Genomic DNA, 24,122 nt, shown 5'->3' on the forward strand with positions numbered 1-24,122 from the left:
CCGGGGCGCGAGATCATGACGGCCATGCGGAGAGCGGGGGCACGGGCCCGGCGCGGCATGCTCGGCACCGAGCTCGCCGTGCTGGTCGCGGCGATCGTCGCCGACGTGGTGCTGGTGCTGCGCGTCCCCGGCGGCAGCGGGGGCTGGGCGGCGCCGCTCACCGGGCTCCTGGCTTCCACGGGGACGGCCATCCCGGTGCTGGCCGTGCTGCGGCGGCGCTTCCCCCGCCACGTCGGCGTGCTGGGGAGCGTCGTCGCCGCGCTGTCGGCGCTCAGCACGGTCGTGGTGATCACCGCGCACGCCCGGAGCCAGCCGCCGTTCGCCGAGATCGTGGCCGCCGGGCTGCTCACGGCCGCCGCCGGCCGCAAGCTCGAACCGAGGCACGCGGCCGCGCTGGCGCCGGCCCTCGGGGCGGTGATGATCGCCGCGCCGCTGCTCCGCTACGGCGCCGGCGAGCCGGAGACGCTGCTGGCGGTGGCGGCCGCGGCGTACTGGGGCGCCTGCCTCGGCGTCGGGTTGATCCTGCGGGCGGCCGACGCCCGGCAGCGGGCCGCGCTGGACCGGGTGCGCGGCCAGGAACGCCTGCAGCTGGCCAGGGAACTGCACGACCTGGTGTCCCACCACGTCAGCGGGATCGTCGTCCGCGTGCAGGCCGCCCGGGCGATCGCCGAGGCGAACGCGGACGTCGGCGGGCATGCGGCGGTCTACCGCGAGATCGAGGAAGCCGGCGGTGCGGCACTGGCCGCCGCGCGCCGGCTGGTCGGGATGCTGCGGGACACCCGCGACGTGCCCCTGCTGTCCGGTGCCGCGCTCGGCGACGCGGTGCGCGCGGCCGCCGGCTCCTCGGCTCGCGTGGACGTCGCCGAAGAACTGGACCAGCTGCCGGTGCCGGCCCAGGTGGCCACGACCGTCCACCGCGTCGTGACCGAAGCGCTGACCAACGCCCGCCGGCACGCGCCGGCCGCGACCGAGGTGGTCGTCTCCGCCCGCGTCGAGGCCGACGAGCTCGTGCTCGAGGTGCGCAACGACGGGGTCGCCGCGCCGGGCCGGGCCGCACCCGGCGGGTTCGGGATCATCGGCATGACCGAGCGGCTCACCATGCTCGGCGGCAGCCTGACCGCCGGGCCGGAACCCGGGGCGCGCTGGCGGGTCGCGGCGCGGCTCCCGCTCGCCGGCGAGGACGCGCCCTTCGACGCCTTGCCGAGGGGGCTCTGATGACCATCCGGGTGCTCGTCGCCGACGACCAGGTGCTGGTGCGCACCGGGTTCCGGCTGGTGCTGGACGCCGCGCCGGACATCGAGGTGATCGCCGAAGCCGCCGACGGGGAGACCGCCGTCCGGCTGGCGCGGCAGCTGCGGCCGGACGTCACGCTGATGGACATCCGGATGCCCAAAGTGGACGGTCTGCGGGCCACCGAACTGCTGGCCGGGCCGGGCGTCGCGCAACCGCTGCGCGTGGTGGTGGTGACGACCTACGACGCGGACGAAAACGTCTACGCCGCCCTGCTCGGCGGCGCCAGCGGGTTCCTGCTCAAGGACGCCGGCCCGCAGCTGCTGGTGGACGCGGTCCGCGCGGCGGCCGGCGGCGAGGCGATGGTGTCGCCGTCGGTGACCGTGCGCCTGCTGGCCCGGTTCACCGAGAAGGCGCGGCAGCGCGCGCAGGGGACACCGGGCCTGCTGACCGACCGCGAGTCCGATGTGGTGCTCGCGGTCGCCCGCGGCCGGACCAACGCGGAGATCGCCGACGACCTGCGCGTCTCCCTCTCGACGGTCAAGACGCACCTGGCGAGCGTGCAGCGCAAGCTCGAACTCCGGAACCGCACGGAGATCGCCGTCTGGGCGTGGCAGCGCGGGTTGCTGGGATGACCTCGGCCGGTGGGCGGGACGCGCCCGGAGAACTGCCGGAGCGGCTGCGGATGGCGGGACGCCGGGTGGTGCAAGCGGGGCTGGACCAGGCGCTCGCCACCGGCGTGGGGGTGTTCGCCGCGCTCGCGGCCGGCCTCGTCGTGATTCCCTTGCTGCAGTGGGGGTGGGTGCCGCCGAAGGTGATCCTGTGGGGTCCGGTCATCACGTTCTTCGCGGTGAACTACGCCTGTGACGCGGTGATCCAGATCTGGATCCCGTTGCGCCGCGGCGGGGTCACGCCGGGCATGCTCGTCATGGGGCTGCGGGTGGAAACCCTGCGCGGCGGGCCGCCCAGGGCGCGTGCCTACGTGATCCGGTGGCTGCTGATGACGGTCGACGGGTTGCTGCTCGGGCTGGTGGCCGTCGTCAGCATCGCGGTTTCCCGGCGGCGGCAGCGGATCGGCGACCTGGTGGCGCGGACCCTCGTGGTGCGGGCCGGTCCTCGTACTTTTGGTTGATCCCGGCGCCGGGAATGCGCGCCATACTCCGGGTTGATCATTCACCCGGACGAGGGGCGTCACGTGAAAAACAAGACAGCGAGCCGGTTTCTGGTCACCGTCGTGCTGGCGGCGGCGGTTCCCGCGGGCACCGCCGCCGCGGCCACGCCGGACCGCTACGCCGAACAGCAGGTGACCTGGGGAGCGTGCCCGTTCCCGGTCACCGCCGGGGCGAAGCCGGCCGAATGCGCGGTGATCACCGTGCCGCGGGACTGGGCGAACCCGGATTCCGGAGTGGACCTGAGCGTGTCCGTCAGCCGCGTCGCGGCAACGGGCGAGCGCCTCGGCGCACTGCTGGTGAACCCGGGTGGCCCCGGCGGGCAGGGCAGTTCCCTCGCGGGTGCGCTGGCCGGCCTCGAGCCGAGCGTGAACGAGCGGTACGACATCATCGGCATGGACCCGCGCGGCACCGGGCACGAAGGGACCACCGACGCCGGGTTCGTCTGCCAGGTCCCGGCGGGACGGCTGCCGCAGGGCCCGCTCGACGCGCGGGACCGCTCGGCGGCGAGCATCGCCGAGCACCAGAAGACACCGCGGGCGATCGCGGAGGCCTGCCAGAGCGACGCGGTCGCGCCGTTCGTCACGACGTGGCAGACCGCGCACGACATGGACCTGATCCGGACCCTGCTCGGGGACGAGAAGCTGAACTACCTCGGGTACTCCTACGGCACCTGGCTCGGTGCCAAGTACGCGTCGTTGTTCCCGAACCGCGCGGGCAAGGTGGTGCTCGATTCCAGCGTCGACTTCGAAGGCCGGCTCCAGGCCGACTTCGAGGCGTTCCCGAAGATCGGGCAGCGGCAGACCGACGAGGTCTTCGTCCCGTGGCTGGCCCGGCAGTTCCCCGATCAGCTGGGCGCTTCGCCGGCCGAGGTGAAGCAGAAGATCGAGCGGCTGCGCGGGTTCTACGCCGGGCACGGCGTCGCCCCGGACCAGTTCGACGCCCTGTTCGTCGGCAACGGCAACGAAATCCGCTGGATCCTCGTCGCCGCTGTGCTCGTCGCCGGCGCGGGGGAGCTGGACGGCAAGCCGGTCCAGCCCCCGGCCGCCCTCGCCGGGCAGCTGGACACCTGGTCGACGGCCGTGTTCGGCAAGCGCCTGGCCCAGCTGACCAGCGCCGACGTCGCCGCCGGGCTGGCGGCGGCGGAACCGGACTACCGCAAGGTTTCCGGGACGCGCTACGCGGTGGCGTGCGGAGACCAGCCGACCAGGTCCGCCGGCTGGTACCGGCGCCTGTCCGACCGGCAGGGCCCGCAGTACCCGATCTTCGGCTGGGCCTACGGGCTGACCGAGCCGTGCGGGTTCTGGTCCGACCGGCCTCGGCAGGCCCTGGCCGGGCTGCCGCCCGAGGCGGCGGCGAACGTGCTGGTGGTCCAGGGTGAGTTCGACCCGCAGACCGGCTACGAGCAGGCACGTTCGGCGGTCCGCGCCGCCGGGGTCCCGCTGGTGTCGGTCGACGACGCCGCGTTCCACGGCCAGTACGCCCTGGGCGGCAACCCGTGCGTCGACGGCATGGTCAACGTCTTCCTGACGGCGAACTCCCGGCCGGGCTCGGTCACCTGCCCGGGCGTGCCCCTGCCCGGCGAGGAGCGCGTCTTCCCGGTGGCCGGCCCGGTCACCGGCGGTCACGTGGCGACGGCCAGTGCCGCCGACACTCGCGAGCCGGCGTTGCGTGCCGTCGTGCGCCGCAGCATCGGGGAGCTCAACGACGGGCGTTGACGGGGTTCGTCTCCGAGGGGGTCGCTTGCCGCGGCGGCGGGAGGCCAGGTGGCCCGCCGCCCGGCGGGGACCGCGTCGCGTGTCCCGGGCGACGCGGCCGGCGAGGATTTCCGCGCCGGCCCGGCCGCCCGTCGCCCCCGAACTCGGGGACCGCCGCGACGGCAGTCCGAGGTGAAGTACGCAGGCGTCGCGGCGGCCGGTCGACCCCTCGGCGTGCCGCGGGGCTGAGCCGGCCCGGCGTCCCCGCCGCGTCCCAGGGGAGTGGCGTTCCCGCTGGTCCGGCGGGGTGGGACCGTCCCGGCGTCCCGGGTCGGCCGCCGGAGGGCGATCGGCGGCCCGGCCGCTGCCAGCCTTCTCGCCATGCAAAGACTCGCTCTGGCCGTCGCGGTACTGCTGGTGGTCCCCGCCGCAGCCGCGGTCGCGGCCGAACCCGGTGCGGTGTGCGGGCACACCACCAGCCGGCCCACCCTGGAACAAGGGGCGACCGGCGCCGCGGTCGCCGAGGCGCAGTGCGAACTGAACCTGGCGACCAAGGCGAGCCGGTACCCGCCCATCGGCGCGGACGGCTCCTTCGGCCCGGCGACCGACGCGCGGGTCCGCGTCTTCCAGAAGTGCGCCGCCCTGAGCGTGGACGGCCGGATCGGGCCGAACACCTGGGCCGCGCTCAACTCCTGGGCCGCGAGGCCGCGCCAGTGCGCCACCCAAGGGACCGCCGGCGCCGCGCAGAGCGTCGTGTGCGGCCTGTCCACCGCCCGCCCGACCCTGCAGAGCGGCTCCAGCGGCACCGACGTCGAGGAACTGCAGTGCCGGCTCAACCTCGCCATGGAGCCGGGGCACTACCCGCCGCTGACGATCGACGGGCAGTTCGGCGACGGCACCCGCACCCGGGTGATCCAGTTCCAGCACTGCGTCAACGCCAGTGCCGACGGCATCGCTGGGCCCACCACCTGGGCGAAGGTCACCGACTGGTCCGGCCGCAACACCTACTGCACGCCGCCGAAGCCCGCCGGGCACCCGATCGACGGCGTCGACACGGCCAAGTACCAGCACCCCGGGGGCGCGCCGATCGACTGGGCCGCGGTCAAGGCGTCCGGAGTCGAGTTCGCGACCGTCAAAGCGACGCGCGGCCTCAACGTCACCGACGACTACCTGGCCACCGACCTGCCCGCCGCGCGCAACGCCGGCCTGGCCGTGGGGCCCTACCACTTCTACACGGGCACCGCGGCCGGCACCGGCGGCGCGCAGGCCGACCGGTTCATCGCCGCCGTGAAGGCCACCGGCTACACCGGCAAGCGCGCCGGTGACCTGCCGCCCGTGTTCGACCTGGAGTGGAAGGACGACGGCTCCGGCGGGTGCCCGCCGCACGTCACCGTCGCCGACGCCAAGGCGTGGCTGGACAAGGTCCAGGCGGCGTTCGGCCGGACCCCGATCATCTACACCCAGAAGTCGTTCCTGGACGCGTGCCTGGGCGGCACCACGGCGTTTTCGGCCTACCCGATGCAGCTCGCGGACTACCGGCAGTCCGTCACCCAGCCCGCGCTGCCCGCCGGCTCGAAGACCTGGCTGATGTGGCAGTACACCGACGCGGCCATCCCCGCCGGCATCCCCGCGCCGGCCACCGGCGACGTCTTCAACGGCACCCAGGCCGACCTCGACCAGCTCGCCAACCGCTGAATCCCCGCTAGGAAAGGACGAGAATGAGTCTTCCCATGAGCCGCCGTTCGGTGCTCCGCGGCGCGGTGGTGCTCGGCGCGGCCGCCGCCGTGAGCCCGCTGCTGCTGACCGGCACCGCCCAGGCCTACCCGTGGTCCCGCACGCTGAAGGAGGGCAGCACCGGCGCCGACGTCACCGAGCTCCAGATCCGGGTCGCCGGCTGGGCGGCCGACCACGCGGCCCAGAGCCGCGTCTCGATCGACGGCGAGTTCGGGCCCGGCACCGCGGCGGCCGTCCGCCGGTTCCAGTCGGCCTACGGCCTCGGCGCGGACGCCCAGGTCGGTCCGGCCACCCAGGCCGCGCTCAACGCGCTGGAGCAGAGCGACGGGTCGACCGTCCACTTCAACTTCAGCGAGTTCACCGACCGCGACAGCGGCACCTTCAACGGCGGCAAGGTCAGCGCGGCCACCGCCAAGGAGAACGCCCGGCGCTGCATGTACAAGCTGGAGGCGCTGCGCAAGAAGCTCGGGAACAAGCCGATCACGGTGAACTCCGGGTTCCGCAGCATCGCGCACAACGCGGAGATCGGCGGCGCGAGCGACAGCATGCACCTGTACGGCACCGCGGCCGACCTGAACGTGCCGGGCGTGGCCAACAAGACCGTCTACCAGAAGGCCGAGACGTGCGGGTTCTCCGGACTGGAGACCTACAACACCGACCACCAGCACGTCGACAGCCGGGCCGACCTCGGCCGGTCGTGGTGGTGGGAGAACGGCACCGTCTGATCCGGCGGCGGGCGCCGGGGGACCTGGGGATTCCCGGCGCCCGGCCGTGCTCAGTGCGGCTTCGGGTCCGTCAGCGCCGCCGAACAGGCCGGCCAGTCGTGGAAGTCGTGGCGCACGCTCCACAGGCGGTGCGCCGCGTCGATGTTCCAGACGGGGTCGAACGCCTGCCGCGGCGAGCCGCCCAGCTCCAGCAGGCGGGCGTCGGAGATCTGGAAGACGCCCCAGTTGCGGCTGCCGTTCGTGTTCGGCAGCACCCAGAGCGGATCGAGGAACGAGGCACAGCGCGCGATGGCGACCGCGGTGTCCGGCGCTTCGGTGAACACGGCCCGGACCCGCTGCTCCACCATGGCCGCCGGCCAGGTCGCCATGCTGGTCCGGCGGTCGTACAACGCGGTCTTGGTGGCCTCGTCGACCACCCCGCGGGCGGGCAGGCCCGCCAGCACCTGGAACGCGGTGACCCGGCGCAGCGTCTCCGGTCCGAACGAGCCGTCGACCGAGAGCCGCCCCTGGGCCGCGACCAGCAGGTTCTGCACCTCGGTGACGCATTCGTCGTGCTGCCCCATGCTGACCGGCGGCTGGCACCCCGGGGAGAACAGCGTCCGGTCGGCGTACCGGCCGGGCGCCGGCGGGGACGCGTCGGCGGTGAGCCAGACCAGACCGGCCGCCAGCAGCACCACGACCGCGATGGCGATCGCGGCGTAGGCGCGCCGCCGGCGTGGCGGCGCGGCGTCCGCACCGGTCCCGGCCTGCTCGGCTTCGTCGACGCGGCCGGCGTCGGCCAGGGCCCACAGCTGGTGCAGTTCCCGCAGTTCCGCCGGGGAGGCGCCGCAGACCTTGCCGAACGAGTGGACGACGCGGTAGTCGGCGGGGACGCTCTTGCCGGAGCAGTACCGGTGCAGGCTGGAGCCACTGGCCCCGGCCTGTTTGCCGAGCCGTTCATAGCCCTGCCCGCTGCGGTCTTTCAGCATGCGCAGGTAGGCGGCGAACTTGTCCGTGTGCAGTGTCACTGTGACTCGAACACCTCGCTCGGGCAGCGGATGACGGACGGAAGTTAACACCGTCGCGGCGCACTCCGGGCAGAAACTGACGGATTACGCCACCCGGGGGAGCGCCGCCGGGAGCGAGCGGGTCATGACATCGTGGACCGGTGAACCAGAGCCGCAAGCGTCACCCGGGGCCGTCCCGGCGCAGGCCTGAACGCTTCAACTGGCCGGCCTTCGTCGTCGGCGCGGTGCTGTCCGGCGGTCTCGCGGTGGCTCTGCTCGCGATCGGCGTGGTCAAGTGGCAGCAGGCGCCCAGCGAGCCCGCGTCCGCCACCGCGACGGTCGTCGCCTGCCACACCGCGACAGCGGACAACGCCTGCAGCACCGGCGACGCGGTCTTCACTGTCGGCGCCCGGACCTACCACACCGAACGGGCCATTCCCTACAACGCCCACGTCGGGGACAGATTCGAGATCAACTACGACCCCGGAGACCCCGAGCGCAACGGCGACACCCGCACCACCGCCGTCATCTCCTTCGTGGTGGGCGGCCTCGCGCTGGTCCTGTTCGCCCTGGTCGTCGCGAGCCTGATCCGCTACCGCCGGAGGGTGCGCCGGTGAGCTTCGCGGAAGCCTGCGCGAGGGTGCGGGAGCTGTGCGTCGAGCACTTGGGCGAGCTCGTCGGGACCCAGGTCGCAGCCCTGGCGGAACCCGGCTTCGGGCTGCGTCCGGTGCAGCCGGGCCGCCCCGCGGCCGGCCTGGGCAGGTGGGGCGGTCCGGCGTTGCTGGACCCCGGCACGCCGTGGCCCGAGCACAACGGCGTTCCGCTCAGCCTGTTCGCCGTCCTGGACGTCGACGCGCTCGGCATCCGTTCGAGAGCCGAAGTGATCAGCCGCACGTACTCGGCGGCATCGGTGCGCTCGACGGCCCGCTGCGCGGGCTCGTCACCGCCGGCAAGGGGCGGCACCACCTTCGCCATGGCGCGGTACCGCGCGACCTCCTGCCGCCACCGGCGCCGCACCAGGTTGGTCGCGATCCCGTACAACCAGGGCAGGGCGTTCACCCGGCCGGCGTCGTACCGGTCCCGCTGCTCGAACGCCACGCAGAACACGTCGGCGACGACGTCCTCCGCCACCTCGCCCCGACCCGGCCGGCGCAGTACCGGTGCAGCACCCCCGCGTACCGATCGAACACCACGCCGAACTGCTCGGCGTTCCCGGCCACCAGCTCCGCGTCCGACCCCGGCAACCCGGCCACCGGCGGATCGCTGTCTCCCACGGCACGCAACGATGTCATGCCCCTCTTTGCCACCGCCGGCCTTCCGGGTTCCCCGGCTCCCGACCGCGGGTGGCGCAGAACGGGCTCAGACGGCGTTGTCCCGTTCGTCCCGGGCGGCGAGGAGGTCTTCGCGGGCGCGGGCGACCCGGGACCGGACCGTCCCGATCGGACAGTCGCAGATCTCGGCGGCTTCGGCGTAGGAGTACCCGAGGACCTGGGTGAGCACGATGGCCTCCCGGCGCTGCGGGTCGAGGTCGTCGAGGAGCAGGCCCAGCTCGACGAGGTCCTCGAACCCGCGGCCGGTGCGGCGGGCGGACTCGGCTTCGGCGGCGGCTTCCCACTCCTGGCCGGACGAGCGCGGGCGGACCGAGCGGGCGCGGAAGTGGTCGACGACGACGCGGCGGGCGATGGACAGCAGCCAGGTGCGGGAGGAGGAGCGGCCGGCGAACCGGGCCAGCGCCGTGACGGCGCGGACGTAGGTCTCCTGGGTGAGGTCGTCGGCGGTGGTCGCGTCGCTGAGGTGCGTCACGAAGCGCCACACGTCGGCCTGCGTCGCCCGCACCCACGCCTCGAAGGCACCCTGGTCGCCGCGGACGGCGGCCAAGGCGAGCGCGGTGATCCGCTCGTCGTCGCGGTCCCTGCCGGAAGTCACGATCGGACACGGTAGCCGACACCCGCGGGAACCGGGACCGCCCGGTGGGCGACTATTGGGGTGTGGACTGCTCCGAACTGCGCGAATCGATTTCGGCCCGGATCGACAGCGAGCAGCCGGCGGTGCCGGACGAACTGCTCGACCGGCACCTGGCCGGGTGCCCGGAGTGCCGGGCCTGGCAGGAGCGCGCGATGGCGTTGCGCCGCCTGACCCTGGTCCGGGAAGCGCCACAGGTCCCCGACCTGACGGCCCGCATCCTGGCCGAGGTGCCCGCGCCGCAGCCGCAGCGGTGGGGTCTGCGGCTGGCGCTGGGCCTGGTGGCCCTGGTGCAGAGCGGCCTCGGGCTGGCCGAGCTGCTGGGCGCGGACGTCGGCCACGCGGGTCATGGCGGCCTCGCCGCGGCGGTGCACCTGGGCAACGAGAGCGCGGCCTGGAACGTCGCGGTGGGGATCGGATTGCTGTGGGCCGCGCTGCGCCCGGCGACCGCTTCGGGGTTGCTGCCCGCGCTGGGTGGGTTCGTGGTGGTGCTCGGTCTCGTGTCGGGGGTCGATCTGTCGACCGGGCAGGTGGCGTTCGACCGGGTGGCGTCGCACGGGCTGGTGGTCGTGGGGGTCGCGTTGCTGTTCGCGGTGCGCAGGCAGCACACGCGGCAGACCGCACCCCCATCGGCCGACCGCCTCCCGGCGCCGGGCGGTGCGGACACGAGCGCCTCGGACGCTCCCGAGCTCGGATCCGGCGACCGGCCGCAGCGGCGCCGGTTTCCGCAGCGACCCACCGGCCGCCACGCGGCCTGAGATCGGCGGGAACCGAAGGCGTCTGCCGGCCGACTACCGGGTGAGGGGATCGACCGACGAGGAGCTGATCACCATGTCCGAGCTTGGTTCCGGCCTGCGGCACGTCGCGACGTTCTGCGGCCAGTGCAACTGCGGGTGCCCGGAGCTGTTCCTGGCCGACGGTGCGCCCGCGGAACGCGAGGTGGTGATCACCGACGACTTCGGGCAGCGGATCGAGATGAGCCGCGAACAGCTGGCGGTGCTCGTCGCCGACGTGAAATCCGGCGTCCTGGACGCGGTGCTCGCCCCGGCGGGCTGAGCGGGCCGGCGGCGATCCGGGAGCCTCAGGAGTGAAGAACCCCTGGCGCCGCCGGCCCTGGTGCGCGGAGCGGCCCCGGCCGCGTGATCCCCGCGCACCAGTGGTCGGCTGCCCGCCGGGCGAAGTTCCCGACAAGAAATCGCCGCCGGGCCGGCCCGTGGCTCCCCAGAGCTGGGGGCGGTGAGCCGGGTCACCCGGTTGCCGGGAACCAGCGGCGCTCCCGGGCCGACTCTTTCACCAGGGCGGTGGCTGAAGGGAGCTCGATGTCGATCGACCAGAACGCGGAACAGCTCACGCCGGAGCGGGAAAGCCCGGCCGAACCTCGGCTCGGCTGGGCCGGGATCCGGCCGCTGCTGCTGCGCCTGCACTTCTACGCGGGCGTCTTCGTCGGGCCGTTCCTGCTCATCGCCGCGATCACCGGGCTCGCCTACGTCTGGGCGCCCCAGGCGGAACAAGCCGTCTACGACCACGAACTGCACGTCCCGGCCGCGGCCACCACGATTCCGCTGGACCAGCAGGCCGCGACGGCGAAAGCCCTCGTGCCCGACGGCACCCTCACCGGCGTCCGTCCCGGCCCCACCCCGACCGACACGACCCAGGTGATCTTCGACCGCCCCGGCCTCGAACCCAGCTTCCACTGGACGGTCTTCGTCGACCCGCACACCGGGGACGTCCGCGGCCAGCTGGAAACCTACGGCTCCGGCCAGGCGATGCCGGTGCGCGCCTGGATCGACGTCCTGCACCGCAGCCTGCACCTCGGCGATTTCGGGCGGCTGTACAGCGAACTCGCGGCCAGCTGGCTCTGGGGGGTCGTGCTGGCCGGGCTCGCGCTCTGGTTCGGGCGGGTCCGCCGCAAGCGGGCCGCCGCCGCCAGCCGGCGCGCCAAATTGCTGACCTGGCACGGCCGGACCGGTTTGGTCCTGGCGATCGGGCTGCTGTTCCTCTCGGCCACCGGCCTGACGTGGTCGGAGTACGCCGGGAACAGCATCAGCGAGTTGCGTACGCAGCTGGACTGGACCACTCCGTCGGTGTCCGCGACCGTGCCCGCGTCGAGCGGCCGGGACATCGGTTTCGACGGCGCTCGCGAAGCGACGGTGCAGGCCGGGCTGACCGGGCCGGTCGAAGTGCGGCCGCCGGCCGGGCCCGGCAAGGGCTATGTCGTGGCGCAGACGGGCCGCAGCTGGCCGACGCGGGCCGATTCGATGGCTGTCGACCCGGCGACCGGGACCGTCACCGACACGCTGCGGTTCGCCGACTACAACTTCGCGGCAAAGCTGAGCAAATGGGGAATCGACGCCCACATGGGCTTCCTCTTCGGCATCTGGAACCAGATCGTGCTGACGCTGCTGGCGGTCGCGCTGATCGCGGTGATCGGCTGGGGCTACCGGATGTGGTGGCTGCGCCGGCCGACGCGCGGGGAAGCCCGCGCCGGACGGCCACCGGCCCGGGCCACGTGGCGGAAGATCCCCGGGCGGGCGCTGGCCCCGGCGCTGGTTGTGGTCGCCGTCGTCGGCTACTACCTGCCGCTGTTCGGCCTGTCGCTGCTGGGTTTCCTCATCGTGGACGGCCTGCTCGAGGCCCGGCGGCGGAAGGTGGCGGCATGATCACCGCGGAAGGCCTGCGCTGGATCGTGACGGCCCTGTTCGCGCTGACCGGGGCGTTCTGCGCCTACCGGTGCCTGCAGGACCGGACCGCGGGGGAGCGCGCCGGCGACGTGCTGCACGTCGTGATGTGCGTGGCGATGGTCGCGATGGCGTGGCCGGCGACGATGAGCTTCGCCCGCTGGCCGCAGACGGTGTTCTTCGCCCTCGCGGCGCTGTGGTTCGCCGTCACCGTGGTCACCGGGGCGGCACACGGGGACCACGGCGGCCGCCGGGCGGCGCTTTACCACGTCGTGATGATGGCGGCGATGGCGTGGATGGTGTTCGTGATGCCGCGGGCGATGGCCGGGATGGCCGGGCCCGGCGGGACGATGGAGATGCCGGGCCACGCCGGGATGGCGATGGCCGTGTCCGGCGCCGCCGGGAGCACGCCCGCGGACGTCACGACCGTCGCGCTGGTGCTCGTGGTCGTGTTCGCCGTGGCCGGGCTGGTGTTCCTGGCCCGGGCGATCGACGAGGCGCGGGTGTCCCGGCCGCCGCTGCGCAGCCTCGGCAGCGGCGCGAACGGCGTGATGGCGCTGGGCATGGCGCTGATGCTGCTGACCATGGCCTGATCGTCCTCAGTGGACTGTGGGCTGGCTCACCCGCGGGAACCGCGGCCGGGTCCGGTCCGACGGCTGAGGGGTGACGACGTCCCGGTTCCGCGCCGCGGTCGTGACGGCGGTGGTGGCCGGGCTCGCCCTGGTGCTGCTCGTCGTCGCCACCGCGGGCGATGTTTACGCGCCCGTGGGCAACGCCGATCCCGGGCCGTTGACCACCTACGGGTTCGCGGTCGTCCGGTTCGCCGCCGACGCGGCCGCGGCCGGCTGCTTCGGCGGCCTGGTGTTCGCCGCGTTCGTGGCGCCGGGCCGCCGGGGCGGCTCGTTGTCGGCGGACGCCTTCGGGGCGAGCCGGTTCGCCGCGGGCTGTGCGGCCTGCTGGCTGGCCGCCGCGGTGGTCGCGGTGCCGTTCTCGACGGCGGTCGCCGCGGGCCTGCCGGTGTCCCGCGTCCTGCGGCCCGAGGTGTTCCTGCCGACCTTCAGCGCCACCGAAGAACCGAAGGCCTGGCTGTGCGTCGTGGCCGCGGCGGCGGTGGCGACGGCGCTGGCGTGGCCGGCGATGGCCTGGCGCACGGTCGTCGCCGCGGCAGCGGTCGCCGGAGTGGGGTTGCTGCCCCTGGTGGCCGTGGGACACGTCTCCGTCGGCGCCGGGCACGACATCGCGACCAACGCGATGTTCTGGCACGTGCTCGCCGCGAGCGCGTGGCTCGGTGCGTCGGTGGCCCTGCTGGCCCGGCTTCGCCGCGGACCCGCGGATCTCGTCCTGCGGCGCTACCACCGCCTGTCGCTGACCTGCTTCGTGGTGACGGCCGTGTCGGGCGTGGTTTCCGGCTTCGCACTCGCCCGCCCCGACGGGCTGGTGAGCCGCTACGGGCTCGTCCTCGCGGTCGAGACCGTCCTGCTGCTCGCCGCCGGGTTCGGCATCGCCGCGTGGCGCCGGCGCCAGACGGGTTTCCGGCCGGCCGTGGCGGAACTGCTCCTGCTGGCCCTGGGCACCGGCGGCTCGGCGGCGCTGACCCTGCTCGTGCCGCCGTCGTTCGTGAACCACCCGGCGACCGTGCAGGAAACCGTCCTCGGCTACGACCTCGACGCGCCCCGGACCCTGGCCCGGCTGCTCGGGGACTGGCGGCCGGACCTCCTGTTCGCCCCGCTCGCCCTGATCGCGGTGACGGCCTACCTGCTCGGCGTCCGGCGGCTGCGGCGCCGCGGTGACCACTGGCCGCCCGGCCGCGTGGCGGCCTGGCTCGCCGGGTGGGCGATCGTCGTGGCCGGCACGTCGTCCGGCCTCGGGGTCTACGCGCCGGGGACGTTCAGCCTGCACATGGCGACGCACATGGCGCTGAACATGTTCGTACCGGTGCTGCTGGTGCTCGGCGGGCCGGTCACGCTCGCCCTGCGCGCCCTTCCGGCCCGCGGCGACGTCCCCGGTGCCCGCGAGTGGGTGGTCGCGCTGCTGCACGCCCCGGTCACGCGCTTCTTCGCGCACCCGGCGGTCGCGGCGATCCTGTTTACCGGATCGTTCTACGCGCTGTACTTTTCGGACCTGTTCGGCCAGGCGATGCTCTACCACTGGGCGCACCAGCTGATGAAGCTGCACTTCCTGGGGACGGGTTACCTGTTCGCGTGGGTCGCGGTCGGCGCCGACCGGACGCCGCGGCCGCTGCCGCACCTGGCCCGGCTCGGGATGCTCTTCGCGGTGATGCCGTTCCACGCCTTCTTCGGCGTGCTCCTGATGAGCAAGCAGACCCTGATCGCCGCCACCTACTACCACTACCTCGCCCTGCCGTGGGCCGGCGACCTCCTGGCCGATCAGCGGCTCGGCGGCGGGATCGCCTGGGCGAGCGGGGAAATCCCGATGGTGGTGCTGGTCGTCGCGCTGCTCGTGCAGTGGGCGCGCGACGACGAACGCAAGGCCCGCCGCGCCGACCGTCACGGCGAGGGCGACTTCGACGCCTACAACGCGATGCTCGCCGAGCTCGCGGCCCGCAGAAACTGAGGAGAACCCGCATGTCCACCACCACCCCGGTCGCCGGGGAGGTCCGGACGGTCGAGCTGGCCGTGACCGGAATGACCTGTGCCGCCTGCTCGGCGCGGGTCGAACGCACCCTGAACAAAGTCGACGGCGTCCGCGCGTCGGTCAACTACGCGACCGAGCGCGCCACCGTGCAGGTCCCCGCCGCGGTCGGCGACGACCTGCTGGTCGAGCGCATCCGCAAGGCGGGTTACGGCGCGCGCGTCCGTGGCGAGGACGACGAGGACCTCACCCTGACCCGGGTGCGTGACCTGCGTCGGCGGCTGTTCGTCGCGGCGTTGCTGGCCGTGCCCCTGGGCAACCTGTCGATCACCCTGGCGCTGGTGCCGTCGCTGCGGTTCCCCGGCTGGCCGTGGCTGTGCCTCGCGCTCGCGGTGCCGGTGGTGTTCTGGGCGGCGCTGCCGTTCCACCGGGCGGCGCTGCGGAACCTGCGGCACCGGTCGTCCAATATGGACACCCTGGTGTCGCTCGGGGTGCTGGCGTCCTTCGGCTGGTCGGCCTGGGCGACGGTGTTCGGCGACCACGAACCGGGGTACTGGGTCGGGTTCGGCCCGACCGCGGCCGGCGCGGACGCGATCTACCTCGACGTCGCCGCGGGCGTGACGACGTTCCTGCTGGCCGGGCGCTACTTCGAGAGCCGGTCCCGGCGCACCGCCGCCGGGCTGCTGGCCGCGCTCGACGCCCTCGCCGCCAAGGAGGTGCGCGTCCTGCGCGACGGCGTCGAGGCGCTGGTCCCGGTGGGGGAGCTGGCCGTCGGCGACCGGTTCGTGGTGAAGCCGGGGGAGGCGTTCGCCGCCGACGGCATCGTCGAAAGTGGACGATCCACTGTGGACGTCAGCGCGGTCACGGGGGAGCCGGTGCCCGCGGAGGTGGCCCCGGGTGACCGCGTGATCGGCGCGTCGGTGAACCGCGAAGGACGGCTGGTGGTCCGCGCGACGGCCGTGGGCACCCACACCCAGCTCGCGCAGATGACCGCGCTCGCCGAGCACGCCCAAGCGCGCAAGGCGTCCGTGCAGCGGCTGGTCGACCGGATCTGCGCGGTGTTCGTCCCCGTCGTCCTCGTCCTGGCGGCTTCGACCCTCGGCGCGTGGCTGCTCACCGGGCACCCGGGCCGGGCCGCCTTCACCGCGGCGGTGTCGGTGCTGATCATCGCCTGCCCGTGCGCACTGGGCCTGGCGACGCCGACGGCGTTGCTGGCCGGAGTCGGCCGCGGCGCGCAGCTGGGCATCCTGATCAAGGGCCCGGACGCCCTCGAAGCGAGCCGGAAGGTCGACACCGTCGTGCTGGACAAGACCGGCACGGTGACCACCGGCCGGATGACCGTCACCGCGTGCCGCCCGGCGCCCGGCCGCACCCGAGGCGACCTGCTGTGGTTCGCCGGCGCGGTCGAGTCGGGTTCCGAGCACGCGATCGCGGCCGCCATCGTCGGCGCCGCCCGAGCCGAACTCCCGTCGCTTCCCGGAATTTCCGAGTTCACCGCTCTTCCCGGTCTGGGCGCCGAGGCCACTGTGGACGGTCACGTCGTCCTCGTCGGCAGCCCGCGGCTGTTCGGCGAACGAGGCATCCCCTCGGAGTTCGGGACGCCCGCCGGGGTGGCCGTGCCGGTGCTGGTCGCGGTCGACGGCGAACCCCTCGGGCTGATCGAGGTCCGCGACGTCGTCAAGCCGTCCGCCGCGGCCGCGGTCGCCGCGTTGCGCGCCCAGGGCCTGCGGACGGTGCTGCTCACCGGCGACCACGAGGTCGCGGCGCAGGCGGTGGCGGCCGAGATCGGCGTCGACGAGGTCCGCGCCGGGGTCCTGCCCGCGGACAAGGCCCGCGCGATCGAGGAGCTACGGGCCACCGGCGCCCGGGTCGCGATGGTGGGCGACGGCATCAACGACGCCCCGGCCCTGGCCACCGCCGACCTCGGGATGGCGATGGCCCGCGGCAGCGACATCGCGTTGCGCTCGGCCGACCTGGTGCTGGTGCGCGAGGACCTGCGGGTGGTGCCGGACGCGATCCGGCTCGCCGACCGGACGCTGCGGATCATCCGCGGCAACCTGGCCTGGGCGTTCGGCTACAACGTGGCCGCACTGCCGCTGGCGGCCCTCGGCCTGCTCAACCCCCTCATCGCCGGCGCGGCCATGTCGCTGTCCTCGGTGCTGGTGGTGTCCAACAGCCTGCGGCTGCGTTCGTTCGGCGGTTCCGGGGAGCGGGAGGGGTGACTCACCCGGCGGCGGTCCGCCGCACGGTCGTGTCGCGCATCGCCGCCGCGAGGTCGTCGCGGGCCCGGGCGACCCGGGAGCGGACCGTGCCGACCGGGCAGCCGATGATCTCGGCGGCGTCCGCATAGGACAGTCCCAGGGTCTGGGTGAGCACGAACGCGTCCCGCCGGTCGGGTTCGAGGGCGGCGACGAGGTGGTCGAGCAGGACGCGTTCTTCGAACGCGGTGCGTTCGGTGGTCCGGCCCGCGTCGACCCGCCAGTCGGCCAGGGTCGCCGGGCGGGGGCGGGCCTGGGCGGCGCGGATGTGGTCGGCCACGACGCGGCGGGCGATGCTCAGCAGCCACGTCCGCGCCGAGGATTCCGCGCGGAAGCGGCCGAGGCTGCCCAGCGCGCGCAGGTAGGTTTCCTGGGTCAGGTCGTCGGCGGACTGGGGGTCGCTCAGGCCGGCGACGAACCGCCAGACGTGCGGCTGGGTCGCCCGCAGGAACCGCTCGAGCGCAACCCGATCGCCGCGGCCGGCGAGCCGGGCCCAGTGGGTGATGTCGGCGTCATCCGATGACTGTGGCCTCACACCGGCTACTACGCGGCTCGAGCCGGGATGGTTCAAAAAGAAATCACGGGAACCATTCCGCCGTCCGGGCCGACCTCTGCTGCAACGAGGCCACTGCCTCGTCAGGAGACGGCCACGGGCCCGGAAGGTGTGACGATGACCCAGAGCACATACGTGGTGACGGGAATGACGTGCGGACACTGCGTCGCGTCGGTCAAGGAGGAGGTCGGCGAGCTGCCGGGGGTCCGTGACGTCGAGGTCGACCTGAGCTCGGGCCGCGTCCTGGTGACCAGCGAGGGCGTGCTGGCGCTGGAGCAGGTCGAGGGCGCCGTCCAGGTCGCGGGCTACCAGCTCGTCCGATGAACGAGAGAGGCCGTCATGCCGACTTCGGCCAAGGTGAGCGGGTTCGTGCTGGTGCTGGGACTGGTGTTCGGTCTGGCGTGGCTGCTGGGCAGCCTCGTCGGCCCGAGCCCGTCACCCGCCCCATCCACGCCCTCCATGCACCTGCCCGGCACCCCGTAGCGCCCGCCTCGCCTCCTGTGCGGCCCGCTCCGGCCCCGCCGGTGCCGGTCGTGCCGGGCACGGAGATCGAACTCGTCATCGGCGGCATGACCTGCGGGTCGTGCGCGGCGCGGATCGAGCGCAAGCTCAATCGGCTGGACGGTGTCGAGGCGTCGGTCAACTACGCCACCGAAAAAGCGCTGGTCTCGGTGCCGGCGGCGCTGACCGTCGACGACATCGTCCGCGCGATCGAGGCCGCCGGGTACACCGCGCAGCCGCCCGCTCCGCCGGAACCGGAGGCCGCCGAGCCCGCTGCGGCGGCACCGGATCTGCTGCGGCAGCGGCTGCTCGGCTCGGCCGTCCTGAGCGTGCCGGTGATCGTCCTCGCGATGGTGCCCGCGCTGCAGTTCCCCGCGTGGCAATGGGTGTCGCTGGTGCTGGCCACTCCGGTCGTCGTCTGGGGTGCGTGGCCGCTGCACCGCGCGGCGTGGACCAACCTGCGCCACGCCACCGCGACCATGGACACGCTGGTGTCGATGGGGGTCGCCGCGGCCTTCCTCTGGTCGCTCTACGCGCTGTTCTTCGGCGGCGCGGGCGTGATCGGGATGCGGCACGAGTTCGCCCTGACCCTGGCCGCCGACCACAACCTCGACGGCATCTACTTCGAGGTCGCCACCGGCGTCACCCTGTTCATCCTCGCGGGCCGGTTCTTCGAGTCCCGGTCCCGGCGCCGGGCCGGCGCGGCCCTGCGCGCGCTGCTGGACCTCGGCGCGAAGTCGGTGTCGGTACTGCGAGACGGCCGTGAAGAGCGGGTCCCGATCGAGCAGCTGCGGGTCGGCGAGCGGTTCGTGGTCCGGCCCGGCGAAAAGATCGCCACCGACGGCGTCGTCGAGGAAGGCGACTCCGCGGTCGACCTGAGCTTGGTGACCGGGGAGGCCGTCCCGGTCGAGGTGTCCGCCGGCACCCCCGTCGTGGGCGCCACGGTCAGCATGAGCGGCCGCCTGGTCGTGCGGGCGACGCGCGTCGGTGCGGACACCCGGCTGGCCCGGATCGCGGCGATGGTCGAACGCGCCCAGAGCGGCAAGGCCGACGTGCAGCGGCTGGCCGACCGCGTGTCCGCCGTGTTCGTCCCCGTGGTCATGGCGCTTTCCCTGGCCACCCTGGGGTTCTGGCTCGGGACGGGCGCGGACACCGCGGTGGCGTTCACCGCCGCGGTCGCGGTGCTGATCATCGCCTGCCCGTGTGCGCTCGGCCTGGCGACGCCGACGGCGCTGCTGGTCGGCACCGGCCGCGGCGCCCAGCTCGGCGTCCTGGTCAAAGGGCCGGAGATGCTGGAGTCGACCCGCCGCGTCGACACCGTGGTGCTCGACAAGACCGGCACCGTGACCACGGGCAAGATGAGCCTGGTCGCCGTCCGCACGGTCGACGGCGTCCCCTCGGACCTGGCGTTGCAGCTGGCCGGAGCGCTCGAAAACGCCTCCGAGCACCCGATCGCCGACGCCGTGGTGTCCGCCGCGCTCCGCCGGTTCGGTTCGGTGGGGGAGGTGCGGGAGTTCCGCAACGTCGCCGGGTACGGGGTGCTGGGCCGGGTCGACGGGCACCGCGTCGTCGTCGGCCGGCCCGAGCTGATGCACCGCCTTTCGGTGCGGCTGCCGAAGGCGCTGCTGGCCGTGAAGCAGAAGGCCGAGCAGGCCGGGCACACCGCGGTGATCCTGGCGTGGGACGGTTTCGCGCACGCCGTGCTCGTGGTGGCCGACACGGTGAAACCGACGTCGTCGGCGGCGATCTTCCAGCTGCGGCGGCTCGGGCTGACGCCGATCCTGCTCACCGGCGACAACGAGGCCGTGGCGCAGGCGATCGCCCGCGAGGCGGGGATCACCGAGGTCATCGCGGACGTCTCCCCGGAGCAGAAGGTCGAGGTGATCACCGACCTCAAGGCGCGGGGCCACGTGGTGGCGATGATCGGCGACGGCGTCAACGACGCGGCCGCGCTCGCCTCGGCCGACCTCGGGCTGGCGATGGGCACCGGAACCGACGCCGCGATCGAAGCCGGTGACCTCACGCTCGTCCGCGGTGACCTGATGGCCGCGGTCGACGCGATCCGGCTGTCGCGCCGGACGTTGGGGACGATCAAGGCGAACCTGTTCTGGGCGCTGGCCTACAACGTCGCCGCGTTGCCGCTGGCGGCGGCGGGCCTGCTGAACCCGATGATCGCGGGTGCGGCGATGGCGTTGTCGAGCTGCCTGGTCGTCTCGAACAGCCTGCGCCTGACCCGGTTCCAGCCGGCGGGCGACCGGCCGGGGCTGCCGGTCGCGCGCGGACTGTGAACCGGATGCCCCTCAGCGGATCGCGTCGTGCGGGAGGACGGCGTGCACGCCCCACGTCTCGTTGGCGACCTGGGTGATCCGCAGGTCGACGACCGGTGAGGCCAGCGCGAGCGCGGTGGCCCGGTCGAGGTCGTGAAGCTGCTGCAGCCAGGTCACCATGGTGGCCAGCGCGTCGGCCATCGCCTCGTCGAGGCCGGCCCCGAAGCCGAAGGTGACCTGGCCCTCGGGGGTTTCGGCGTGGATGCCCGGGACCGCCGCGTCCGCCGCCAGGGTGAGCGTCACCTCGGTGGTCATCGGGCACTCGATCGCCGTTCCCCCGACTTCGCCGTGGCCCTGGGCCGCGTGCCCGTCGCCCAGGTGCAGCAGCGCACCGGGCACGGTCAGCGGCAGGTACAACGTCGACCCGGCGACGAGGTCCCGGCAGTCGAGGTTGCCGCCGCCGAGCGCCCGCGGCGGGATGGTCGAGTGCGGTCCCGGCTCGGCCGGGGGCACGCCGACGACACCGAGGAAGGGCGCGATGCCGACGGTGTGGCCGAGGTTGCTGGTCGCGGTGTCGCCGTGGATGTCCCACGTCAGCGCCGTCGCCGGGCCGTCGGCGACGCCGAGCCTGCGGTTGAGCGCGGTGTCCTTCACCCCGGCGGTGGTCCAGCCCCAGTCGCCGGGCGTGATCGACCTGAAGTGCACGCCCAGGACCATGCCCGGCTCGGCGCCGCGCACCGCGATCGGCCCGGTCAGGCAGTGCCCGCGCCGCTGCGGGTACCTCGCCGGGCCATCGACCCGGCGGTCCAGGTAGCCGGCGGCGTCGAGCGATTCGACCAGGACGGAGTCGCCCGGATCGACGGTCAGCACGGGCGGGGTGGCCCGGTCGAGGACGTCCACTGTGGTCTCCCGCGTCGCGGGAAGCCGGTACTCGGCCACGGTTTTTCCTTTCCGGATAAGGATGTTCAGCGAAGCCGGGACCCGGCGGTCGGTACCAGGCGCACCGTGGACGCGGGCTCCCCGGTCAGCGCGGCGACGGTCTCGGCCAGGGCCGCGCACCGGGGATCCCGGTGGACGGCGTCCAGGATACGTTCGCGGTCGGCGTCGCCGGCGAAGCGCCGGATCCAGACGACGGCGTCCTCGTCGCCGGCCACGGTGAACGAGCCCACCACCTCCATCCCCCGTTCCCGGTGGAGGGGGATGACGGTCTCGTCCAGGTAGCGGGCGAGTTCCCGGCCGCGGCCGGGGCGGGCGTGCTCGGTGCGGATCTCGTAGAACATCGGCGGTCCTCCTCGGGGGCGATCAAGAGCGGCGGGCGGCGGCGAGGGCGTAGACGTCGGGGGAGCCGTCCCAGGGCGCGGTGCGCAGGACGGTCCAGTGGCAGATGAGCCACCGCCCGCCGAGCTTGCGCAGCTCCAGCTCCCAGCGGCCGCGCATCGTGCAGTGGTCGACGACGCCGGGCTCGGCGGGGACGTGGTGGTAGGCGACCACGTGCGCGCGGCATGTCGCGTCGTCGCCGGACGAGTCCACGACGAGGCCGGTGGCGGTGTGGTGGGTGCTGTCGAAACCCTCCAGGGTCGCGCGGGCCAGTTCGGCCAGGGCATCGGCGGTCACGGTCGTCGGCGGGCGGCCGTGGTAGTGCGTCGACAGGTCCAGCGTCACCTCGTCGGCGAACAGCCGCCGGAAGGTGGCCCAGTCGCGGTCGTCCTGGGCGTGGGCGAGATTGGCGACGACGTCGGCGATGGCCGCGCGGTCGAGGAGTTCCTGCAGGGCGTTCATGGGCGTTCGACCACCGGCAGGACCAGCCGGCTGGGGTGCGCGGGGCCGTGGTGGACGTGGTTGACGGCGACCACCACGTCGTCGGCGCCGTCGGTGGCGATCGCCGCGCCGGTGTTGGTGTTGCGGTCGTAACGGGGGAAGTTGCTGCCGGCCACCTCGAGCCGGATGCGGTGCCCCGGCCGGAAGACGTTCGCCGTGACGCCCAGGTCGAGAGTCAGTTCGGCGTCCGTGCCCGGCGCGAGGAGCACCGGTTCGGTGAGGGACTCGCGGTAGCGGACGCGCTGGATGCCTTCGCACAGCAGGATCGCCCGGCCGTCGGGGTGCACGTCGACGAGCTTGCCGGTGAAGTCGGTGTCCGGTGTGGACGATCGGATGTGCAGCACCAGGGTGACGTGCCCGACGACCTCGACCGGGCGCTCGATCACCGGGGTGGTGAAGCACAGGACGTCCTCGCGCGCTTCGACCGCGGCCTGATCGGCCGGTCCGGGGTAGGCCCCCGGCGCGGCGGCGAGCACGGTGCCGCCCAGGCTGGGCACCGGATCGCGCGGGTCGTAGCGAAACGTGTCGGTGGCGTTCCCGGCCGGGGCGTCGGACGTCAGGACACCGTCGCCGCCGGCGGTGTTGGCGCGTCCGCCGCCGTCGAGGAAGAAGTCGGTGTAGCGGGTGTCCGGCAGCGGCCAGTCCGGCTCGTCGCGCCATTCGTCGGTTCCCATGACGAAGATCCGGACCCGGTGGGGGTCGTCGGGCAGCTCGCGGCCGCGGACCCAGCGGTCGAAGAACCGCAGGTGCGCTTCGGTGACGCCGGCGGTCTTGATGCTGCCGGCGAGCCCGAACGACCGGTCGGGGTAGGTGCCGAGGTCGGTGCCGTCGGGGTGGGACCAGGGGCCGATGATCAGCCGCTGGCCGTCGCGGGCGGCGGCGCTGCCGGCGCGGCGGCGCAGCATCCGGTACGACCGCACGGTTTCATGGATGAACACGTCGTACCACCCTCCGATGTGGAGCGCCGGGACGGTGATCCGCTCGCCGTGGTCGGTCGCCGCGATCTCCTGCCAGAAGGCGTCCCGTTCCGGGTGGGCGAGCACGTCGCCGAGCCAGGGCAGCGATCGGGCCACCGCGGCGCGGTCGGCGATCGGCAACGGCTCGTGCAGCGACCGCGGCTCGGCCAGGCCGGACAGCAGTGTCCCGGCGTCACCGCGCCCTTCGTCGCGTCCCCGCTGCAGGGTGCGCAGGGCCGAGAGGGTGGCCCAGGTCAGGACCGCGTCCTGGGACAGCGCGCCGCCGGGGGAGCGCCACGGCGCCGCGTACGGATCGGCGGAGGTCATCACCGGCGCGATCGCCCGCAGCGCCGGAACGTTCCGCGCGGCGGCCTGCCACTGGCTGAACCCCAGGTACGACCCGCCCCACATGCCGATCGCACCGTCACACCACGGCTGCGCGGCCAGCCAGGCGAGGGTGTCGACGCTGTCCGGGCCCTCGTGGGCGTGCGGCACGAACGTCCCGGGGGAGCGGGACGTGCCCCGGACGTCCTGCGCCACCACGGCGTACCCCGCTTCGACGAGGGCGAACACGTCGGGGAGCTTCGGATTGCCGTACAGTCCGGCGTCATCCTTGCCGTAGGGCGTGCGGACCAGCAGCGCCGGGAACGGCCCGGGCCCGTCCGGGAGCCACACGTTGGTGGCGAGCGCGACGCCGTCGCGCATCGGCACCGGCACGTCCACCTCCACCGTGAACCTCATGCCGGCACCGGGTTCCCGGCGGACGAGGTGAGCATCCAGTGGCTGAACGCGGCGTAGTGCCGCGCGAACCCCTGCGGCGTGGGGGCGTGCTCCACGGCCGCCGAGAGTTCCGCGGCACGGGCGTACCGGGGGATCCGGTCCGCCTCGTAGGCGCCCAGCGCCGCGGCCGGCCAGGACAGCAAGGCGTGGGAGCAGAACGTCCTGTGGCCGTTCTTCAAGCGGTTCCGCGACGCGATGGATTCCGCCGGCTGGCAG

The 24,122-nt window shown here is 73.8% G+C and carries 25 protein-coding genes and 1 pseudogene; 16 read left to right on the top strand and 10 right to left on the bottom strand.

Annotation, left to right across the window (positions count from 1 at the left end; all coding sequences use genetic code 11):
* The first annotated feature begins 24 nt into the window (after positions 1–24).
* The 6 genes from ACWEVN_RS14685 to ACWEVN_RS14710 all read left to right on the top strand — a co-directional run bounded on the left by ACWEVN_RS14685 (position 25) and on the right by ACWEVN_RS14710 (position 6,555).
* Positions 25–1,215 carry a sensor histidine kinase gene (locus tag ACWEVN_RS14685; protein WP_452051552.1) on the top strand — a complete coding sequence of 397 codons (1,191 nt, stop codon included), beginning with the start codon at positions 25–27 and terminating at the stop codon, positions 1,213–1,215.
* Positions 1,215–1,865, top strand: coding sequence for a response regulator transcription factor (locus ACWEVN_RS14690; RefSeq protein ID WP_310970117.1), 651 nt, complete (start codon positions 1,215–1,217; stop codon positions 1,863–1,865). The genes ACWEVN_RS14685 and ACWEVN_RS14690 overlap by 1 nt, the downstream gene beginning before the upstream one ends.
* Positions 1,862–2,362 (top strand): RDD family protein, encoded by a 501-nt coding sequence (locus ACWEVN_RS14695; RefSeq protein ID WP_449680869.1) that lies wholly within the window; start codon positions 1,862–1,864, stop codon positions 2,360–2,362. The genes ACWEVN_RS14690 and ACWEVN_RS14695 overlap by 4 nt, the downstream gene beginning before the upstream one ends.
* A gap of 63 nt (positions 2,363–2,425) precedes the next feature.
* The gene (locus tag ACWEVN_RS14700) at positions 2,426–4,117 is read left to right on the top strand and encodes an alpha/beta fold hydrolase (RefSeq protein ID WP_452051553.1); all 1,692 of its coding nucleotides are present in this window, start codon (positions 2,426–2,428) and stop codon (positions 4,115–4,117) included.
* Positions 4,118–4,477: 360 nt separating this feature from the next.
* Complete coding sequence (locus tag ACWEVN_RS14705; protein ID WP_452051554.1) at positions 4,478–5,791, top strand: GH25 family lysozyme; 1,314 nt, start codon at positions 4,478–4,480, stop codon at positions 5,789–5,791.
* Between the two features lie 35 nt (positions 5,792–5,826).
* Positions 5,827–6,555, top strand: coding sequence for a D-Ala-D-Ala carboxypeptidase family metallohydrolase (locus ACWEVN_RS14710; protein WP_449680872.1), 729 nt, complete (start codon positions 5,827–5,829; stop codon positions 6,553–6,555).
* Positions 6,556–6,605: 50 nt separating this feature from the next.
* Here ACWEVN_RS14710 and ACWEVN_RS14715 read toward each other — a convergent pair whose 3' ends face one another.
* Positions 6,606–7,562 carry a helix-turn-helix domain-containing protein gene (locus tag ACWEVN_RS14715; protein WP_452051555.1) on the bottom strand — a complete coding sequence of 319 codons (957 nt, stop codon included), beginning with the start codon at positions 7,560–7,562 and terminating at the stop codon, positions 6,606–6,608.
* Between the two features lie 140 nt (positions 7,563–7,702).
* Here ACWEVN_RS14715 and ACWEVN_RS14720 point away from each other — a divergent pair, with 140 nt between their 5' ends.
* Positions 7,703–8,158 carry a hypothetical protein gene (locus ACWEVN_RS14720; RefSeq protein ID WP_452051556.1) on the top strand — a complete coding sequence of 152 codons (456 nt, stop codon included), beginning with the start codon at positions 7,703–7,705 and terminating at the stop codon, positions 8,156–8,158.
* On the opposite strand, the gene ACWEVN_RS14725 is transcribed toward ACWEVN_RS14720, so the two are convergent.
* The 3 genes from ACWEVN_RS14725 to sigC form a co-directional block, all read right to left on the bottom strand.
* A complete protein-coding gene (locus tag ACWEVN_RS14725; protein ID WP_452051557.1) occupies positions 8,067–8,672 on the bottom strand; it encodes an RNA polymerase sigma factor in 606 nt (201 codons plus the stop codon). The two genes, ACWEVN_RS14720 and ACWEVN_RS14725, sit on opposite strands and share 92 nt — an antisense overlap.
* Positions 8,597–8,833, bottom strand: coding sequence for a hypothetical protein (locus tag ACWEVN_RS14730; RefSeq protein WP_452051571.1), 237 nt, complete (start codon positions 8,831–8,833; stop codon positions 8,597–8,599). Before ACWEVN_RS14730 ends, ACWEVN_RS14725 begins: the two co-directional genes overlap by 76 nt.
* A 67-nt stretch (positions 8,834–8,900) precedes the next feature.
* Positions 8,901–9,467 carry an RNA polymerase sigma factor SigC gene (gene sigC, locus ACWEVN_RS14735; RefSeq protein WP_452051558.1) on the bottom strand — a complete coding sequence of 189 codons (567 nt, stop codon included), beginning with the start codon at positions 9,465–9,467 and terminating at the stop codon, positions 8,901–8,903.
* A 62-nt stretch (positions 9,468–9,529) separates the two neighbouring features.
* Between sigC and ACWEVN_RS14740 the strand changes: the two genes are divergently transcribed.
* From ACWEVN_RS14740 to ACWEVN_RS14765, 6 genes are all read left to right on the top strand, one after another.
* Entirely contained in the window at positions 9,530–10,261 is a 732-nt protein-coding gene (locus ACWEVN_RS14740) for a zf-HC2 domain-containing protein (RefSeq protein ID WP_452051559.1), read from the top strand.
* Between the two features lie 73 nt (positions 10,262–10,334).
* The gene (locus tag ACWEVN_RS14745; protein WP_452051560.1) at positions 10,335–10,559 is read left to right on the top strand and encodes a hypothetical protein; all 225 of its coding nucleotides are present in this window, start codon (positions 10,335–10,337) and stop codon (positions 10,557–10,559) included.
* Positions 10,560–10,822: 263 nt separating this feature from the next.
* Positions 10,823–12,163, top strand: a complete 1,341-nt coding sequence (locus ACWEVN_RS14750; protein ID WP_452051561.1) for a PepSY-associated TM helix domain-containing protein — start codon at positions 10,823–10,825, stop codon at positions 12,161–12,163.
* Positions 12,160–12,774, top strand: coding sequence for a DUF5134 domain-containing protein (locus tag ACWEVN_RS14755; RefSeq protein ID WP_449680880.1), 615 nt, complete (start codon positions 12,160–12,162; stop codon positions 12,772–12,774). The genes ACWEVN_RS14750 and ACWEVN_RS14755 overlap by 4 nt, the downstream gene beginning before the upstream one ends.
* A gap of 70 nt (positions 12,775–12,844) precedes the next feature.
* Positions 12,845–14,755 carry a cytochrome c oxidase assembly protein gene (locus ACWEVN_RS14760; protein WP_452051562.1) on the top strand — a complete coding sequence of 637 codons (1,911 nt, stop codon included), beginning with the start codon at positions 12,845–12,847 and terminating at the stop codon, positions 14,753–14,755.
* An 11-nt stretch (positions 14,756–14,766) separates the two neighbouring features.
* Positions 14,767–16,995 carry a heavy metal translocating P-type ATPase gene (locus ACWEVN_RS14765; protein WP_452051563.1) on the top strand — a complete coding sequence of 743 codons (2,229 nt, stop codon included), beginning with the start codon at positions 14,767–14,769 and terminating at the stop codon, positions 16,993–16,995.
* A gap of 1 nt (position 16,996) precedes the next feature.
* On the opposite strand, the gene ACWEVN_RS14770 is transcribed toward ACWEVN_RS14765, so the two are convergent.
* Complete coding sequence (locus ACWEVN_RS14770; RefSeq protein WP_449680883.1) at positions 16,997–17,566, bottom strand: sigma-70 family RNA polymerase sigma factor; 570 nt, start codon at positions 17,564–17,566, stop codon at positions 16,997–16,999.
* A 135-nt stretch (positions 17,567–17,701) separates the two neighbouring features.
* Between ACWEVN_RS14770 and ACWEVN_RS14775 the strand changes: the two genes are divergently transcribed.
* From ACWEVN_RS14775 to ACWEVN_RS14785, 3 genes are all read left to right on the top strand, one after another.
* On the top strand, positions 17,702–17,908 hold the full coding sequence (locus ACWEVN_RS14775) for a heavy-metal-associated domain-containing protein (RefSeq protein WP_452051564.1): 207 nt from the start codon (positions 17,702–17,704) through the stop codon (positions 17,906–17,908).
* 15 nt (positions 17,909–17,923) lie between these two features.
* On the top strand, positions 17,924–18,067 hold the full coding sequence (locus ACWEVN_RS14780; protein WP_449680885.1) for a hypothetical protein: 144 nt from the start codon (positions 17,924–17,926) through the stop codon (positions 18,065–18,067).
* 86 nt (positions 18,068–18,153) lie between these two features.
* Positions 18,154–20,373, top strand: a complete 2,220-nt coding sequence (locus ACWEVN_RS14785) for a heavy metal translocating P-type ATPase (protein WP_452051570.1) — start codon at positions 18,154–18,156, stop codon at positions 20,371–20,373.
* Positions 20,374–20,385: 12 nt separating this feature from the next.
* Here the strand turns inward: ACWEVN_RS14785 and ACWEVN_RS14790 are convergent, their stop codons facing one another.
* The 5 genes and pseudogenes from ACWEVN_RS14790 to ACWEVN_RS14810 form a co-directional block, all read right to left on the bottom strand.
* Complete coding sequence (locus ACWEVN_RS14790) at positions 20,386–21,291, bottom strand: acetamidase/formamidase family protein (RefSeq protein ID WP_452051565.1); 906 nt, start codon at positions 21,289–21,291, stop codon at positions 20,386–20,388.
* Between the two features lie 26 nt (positions 21,292–21,317).
* Positions 21,318–21,632, bottom strand: a complete 315-nt coding sequence (locus tag ACWEVN_RS14795; RefSeq protein ID WP_452051566.1) for an NIPSNAP family protein — start codon at positions 21,630–21,632, stop codon at positions 21,318–21,320.
* A 22-nt stretch (positions 21,633–21,654) separates the two neighbouring features.
* Entirely contained in the window at positions 21,655–22,131 is a 477-nt protein-coding gene (locus tag ACWEVN_RS14800) for a nuclear transport factor 2 family protein (protein ID WP_452051567.1), read from the bottom strand.
* Positions 22,128–23,867, bottom strand: a complete 1,740-nt coding sequence (locus ACWEVN_RS14805) for a CocE/NonD family hydrolase (protein WP_452051568.1) — start codon at positions 23,865–23,867, stop codon at positions 22,128–22,130. The genes ACWEVN_RS14800 and ACWEVN_RS14805 overlap by 4 nt, the downstream gene beginning before the upstream one ends.
* Positions 23,864–24,122 (bottom strand): annotated as a pseudogene (locus ACWEVN_RS14810) (hypothetical protein); the annotation flags it as partial. The pseudogene ACWEVN_RS14810 and the gene ACWEVN_RS14805, both read right to left, overlap by 4 nt.

It is taken from the genome of Amycolatopsis sp. NPDC003861 (assembly GCF_053605405.1).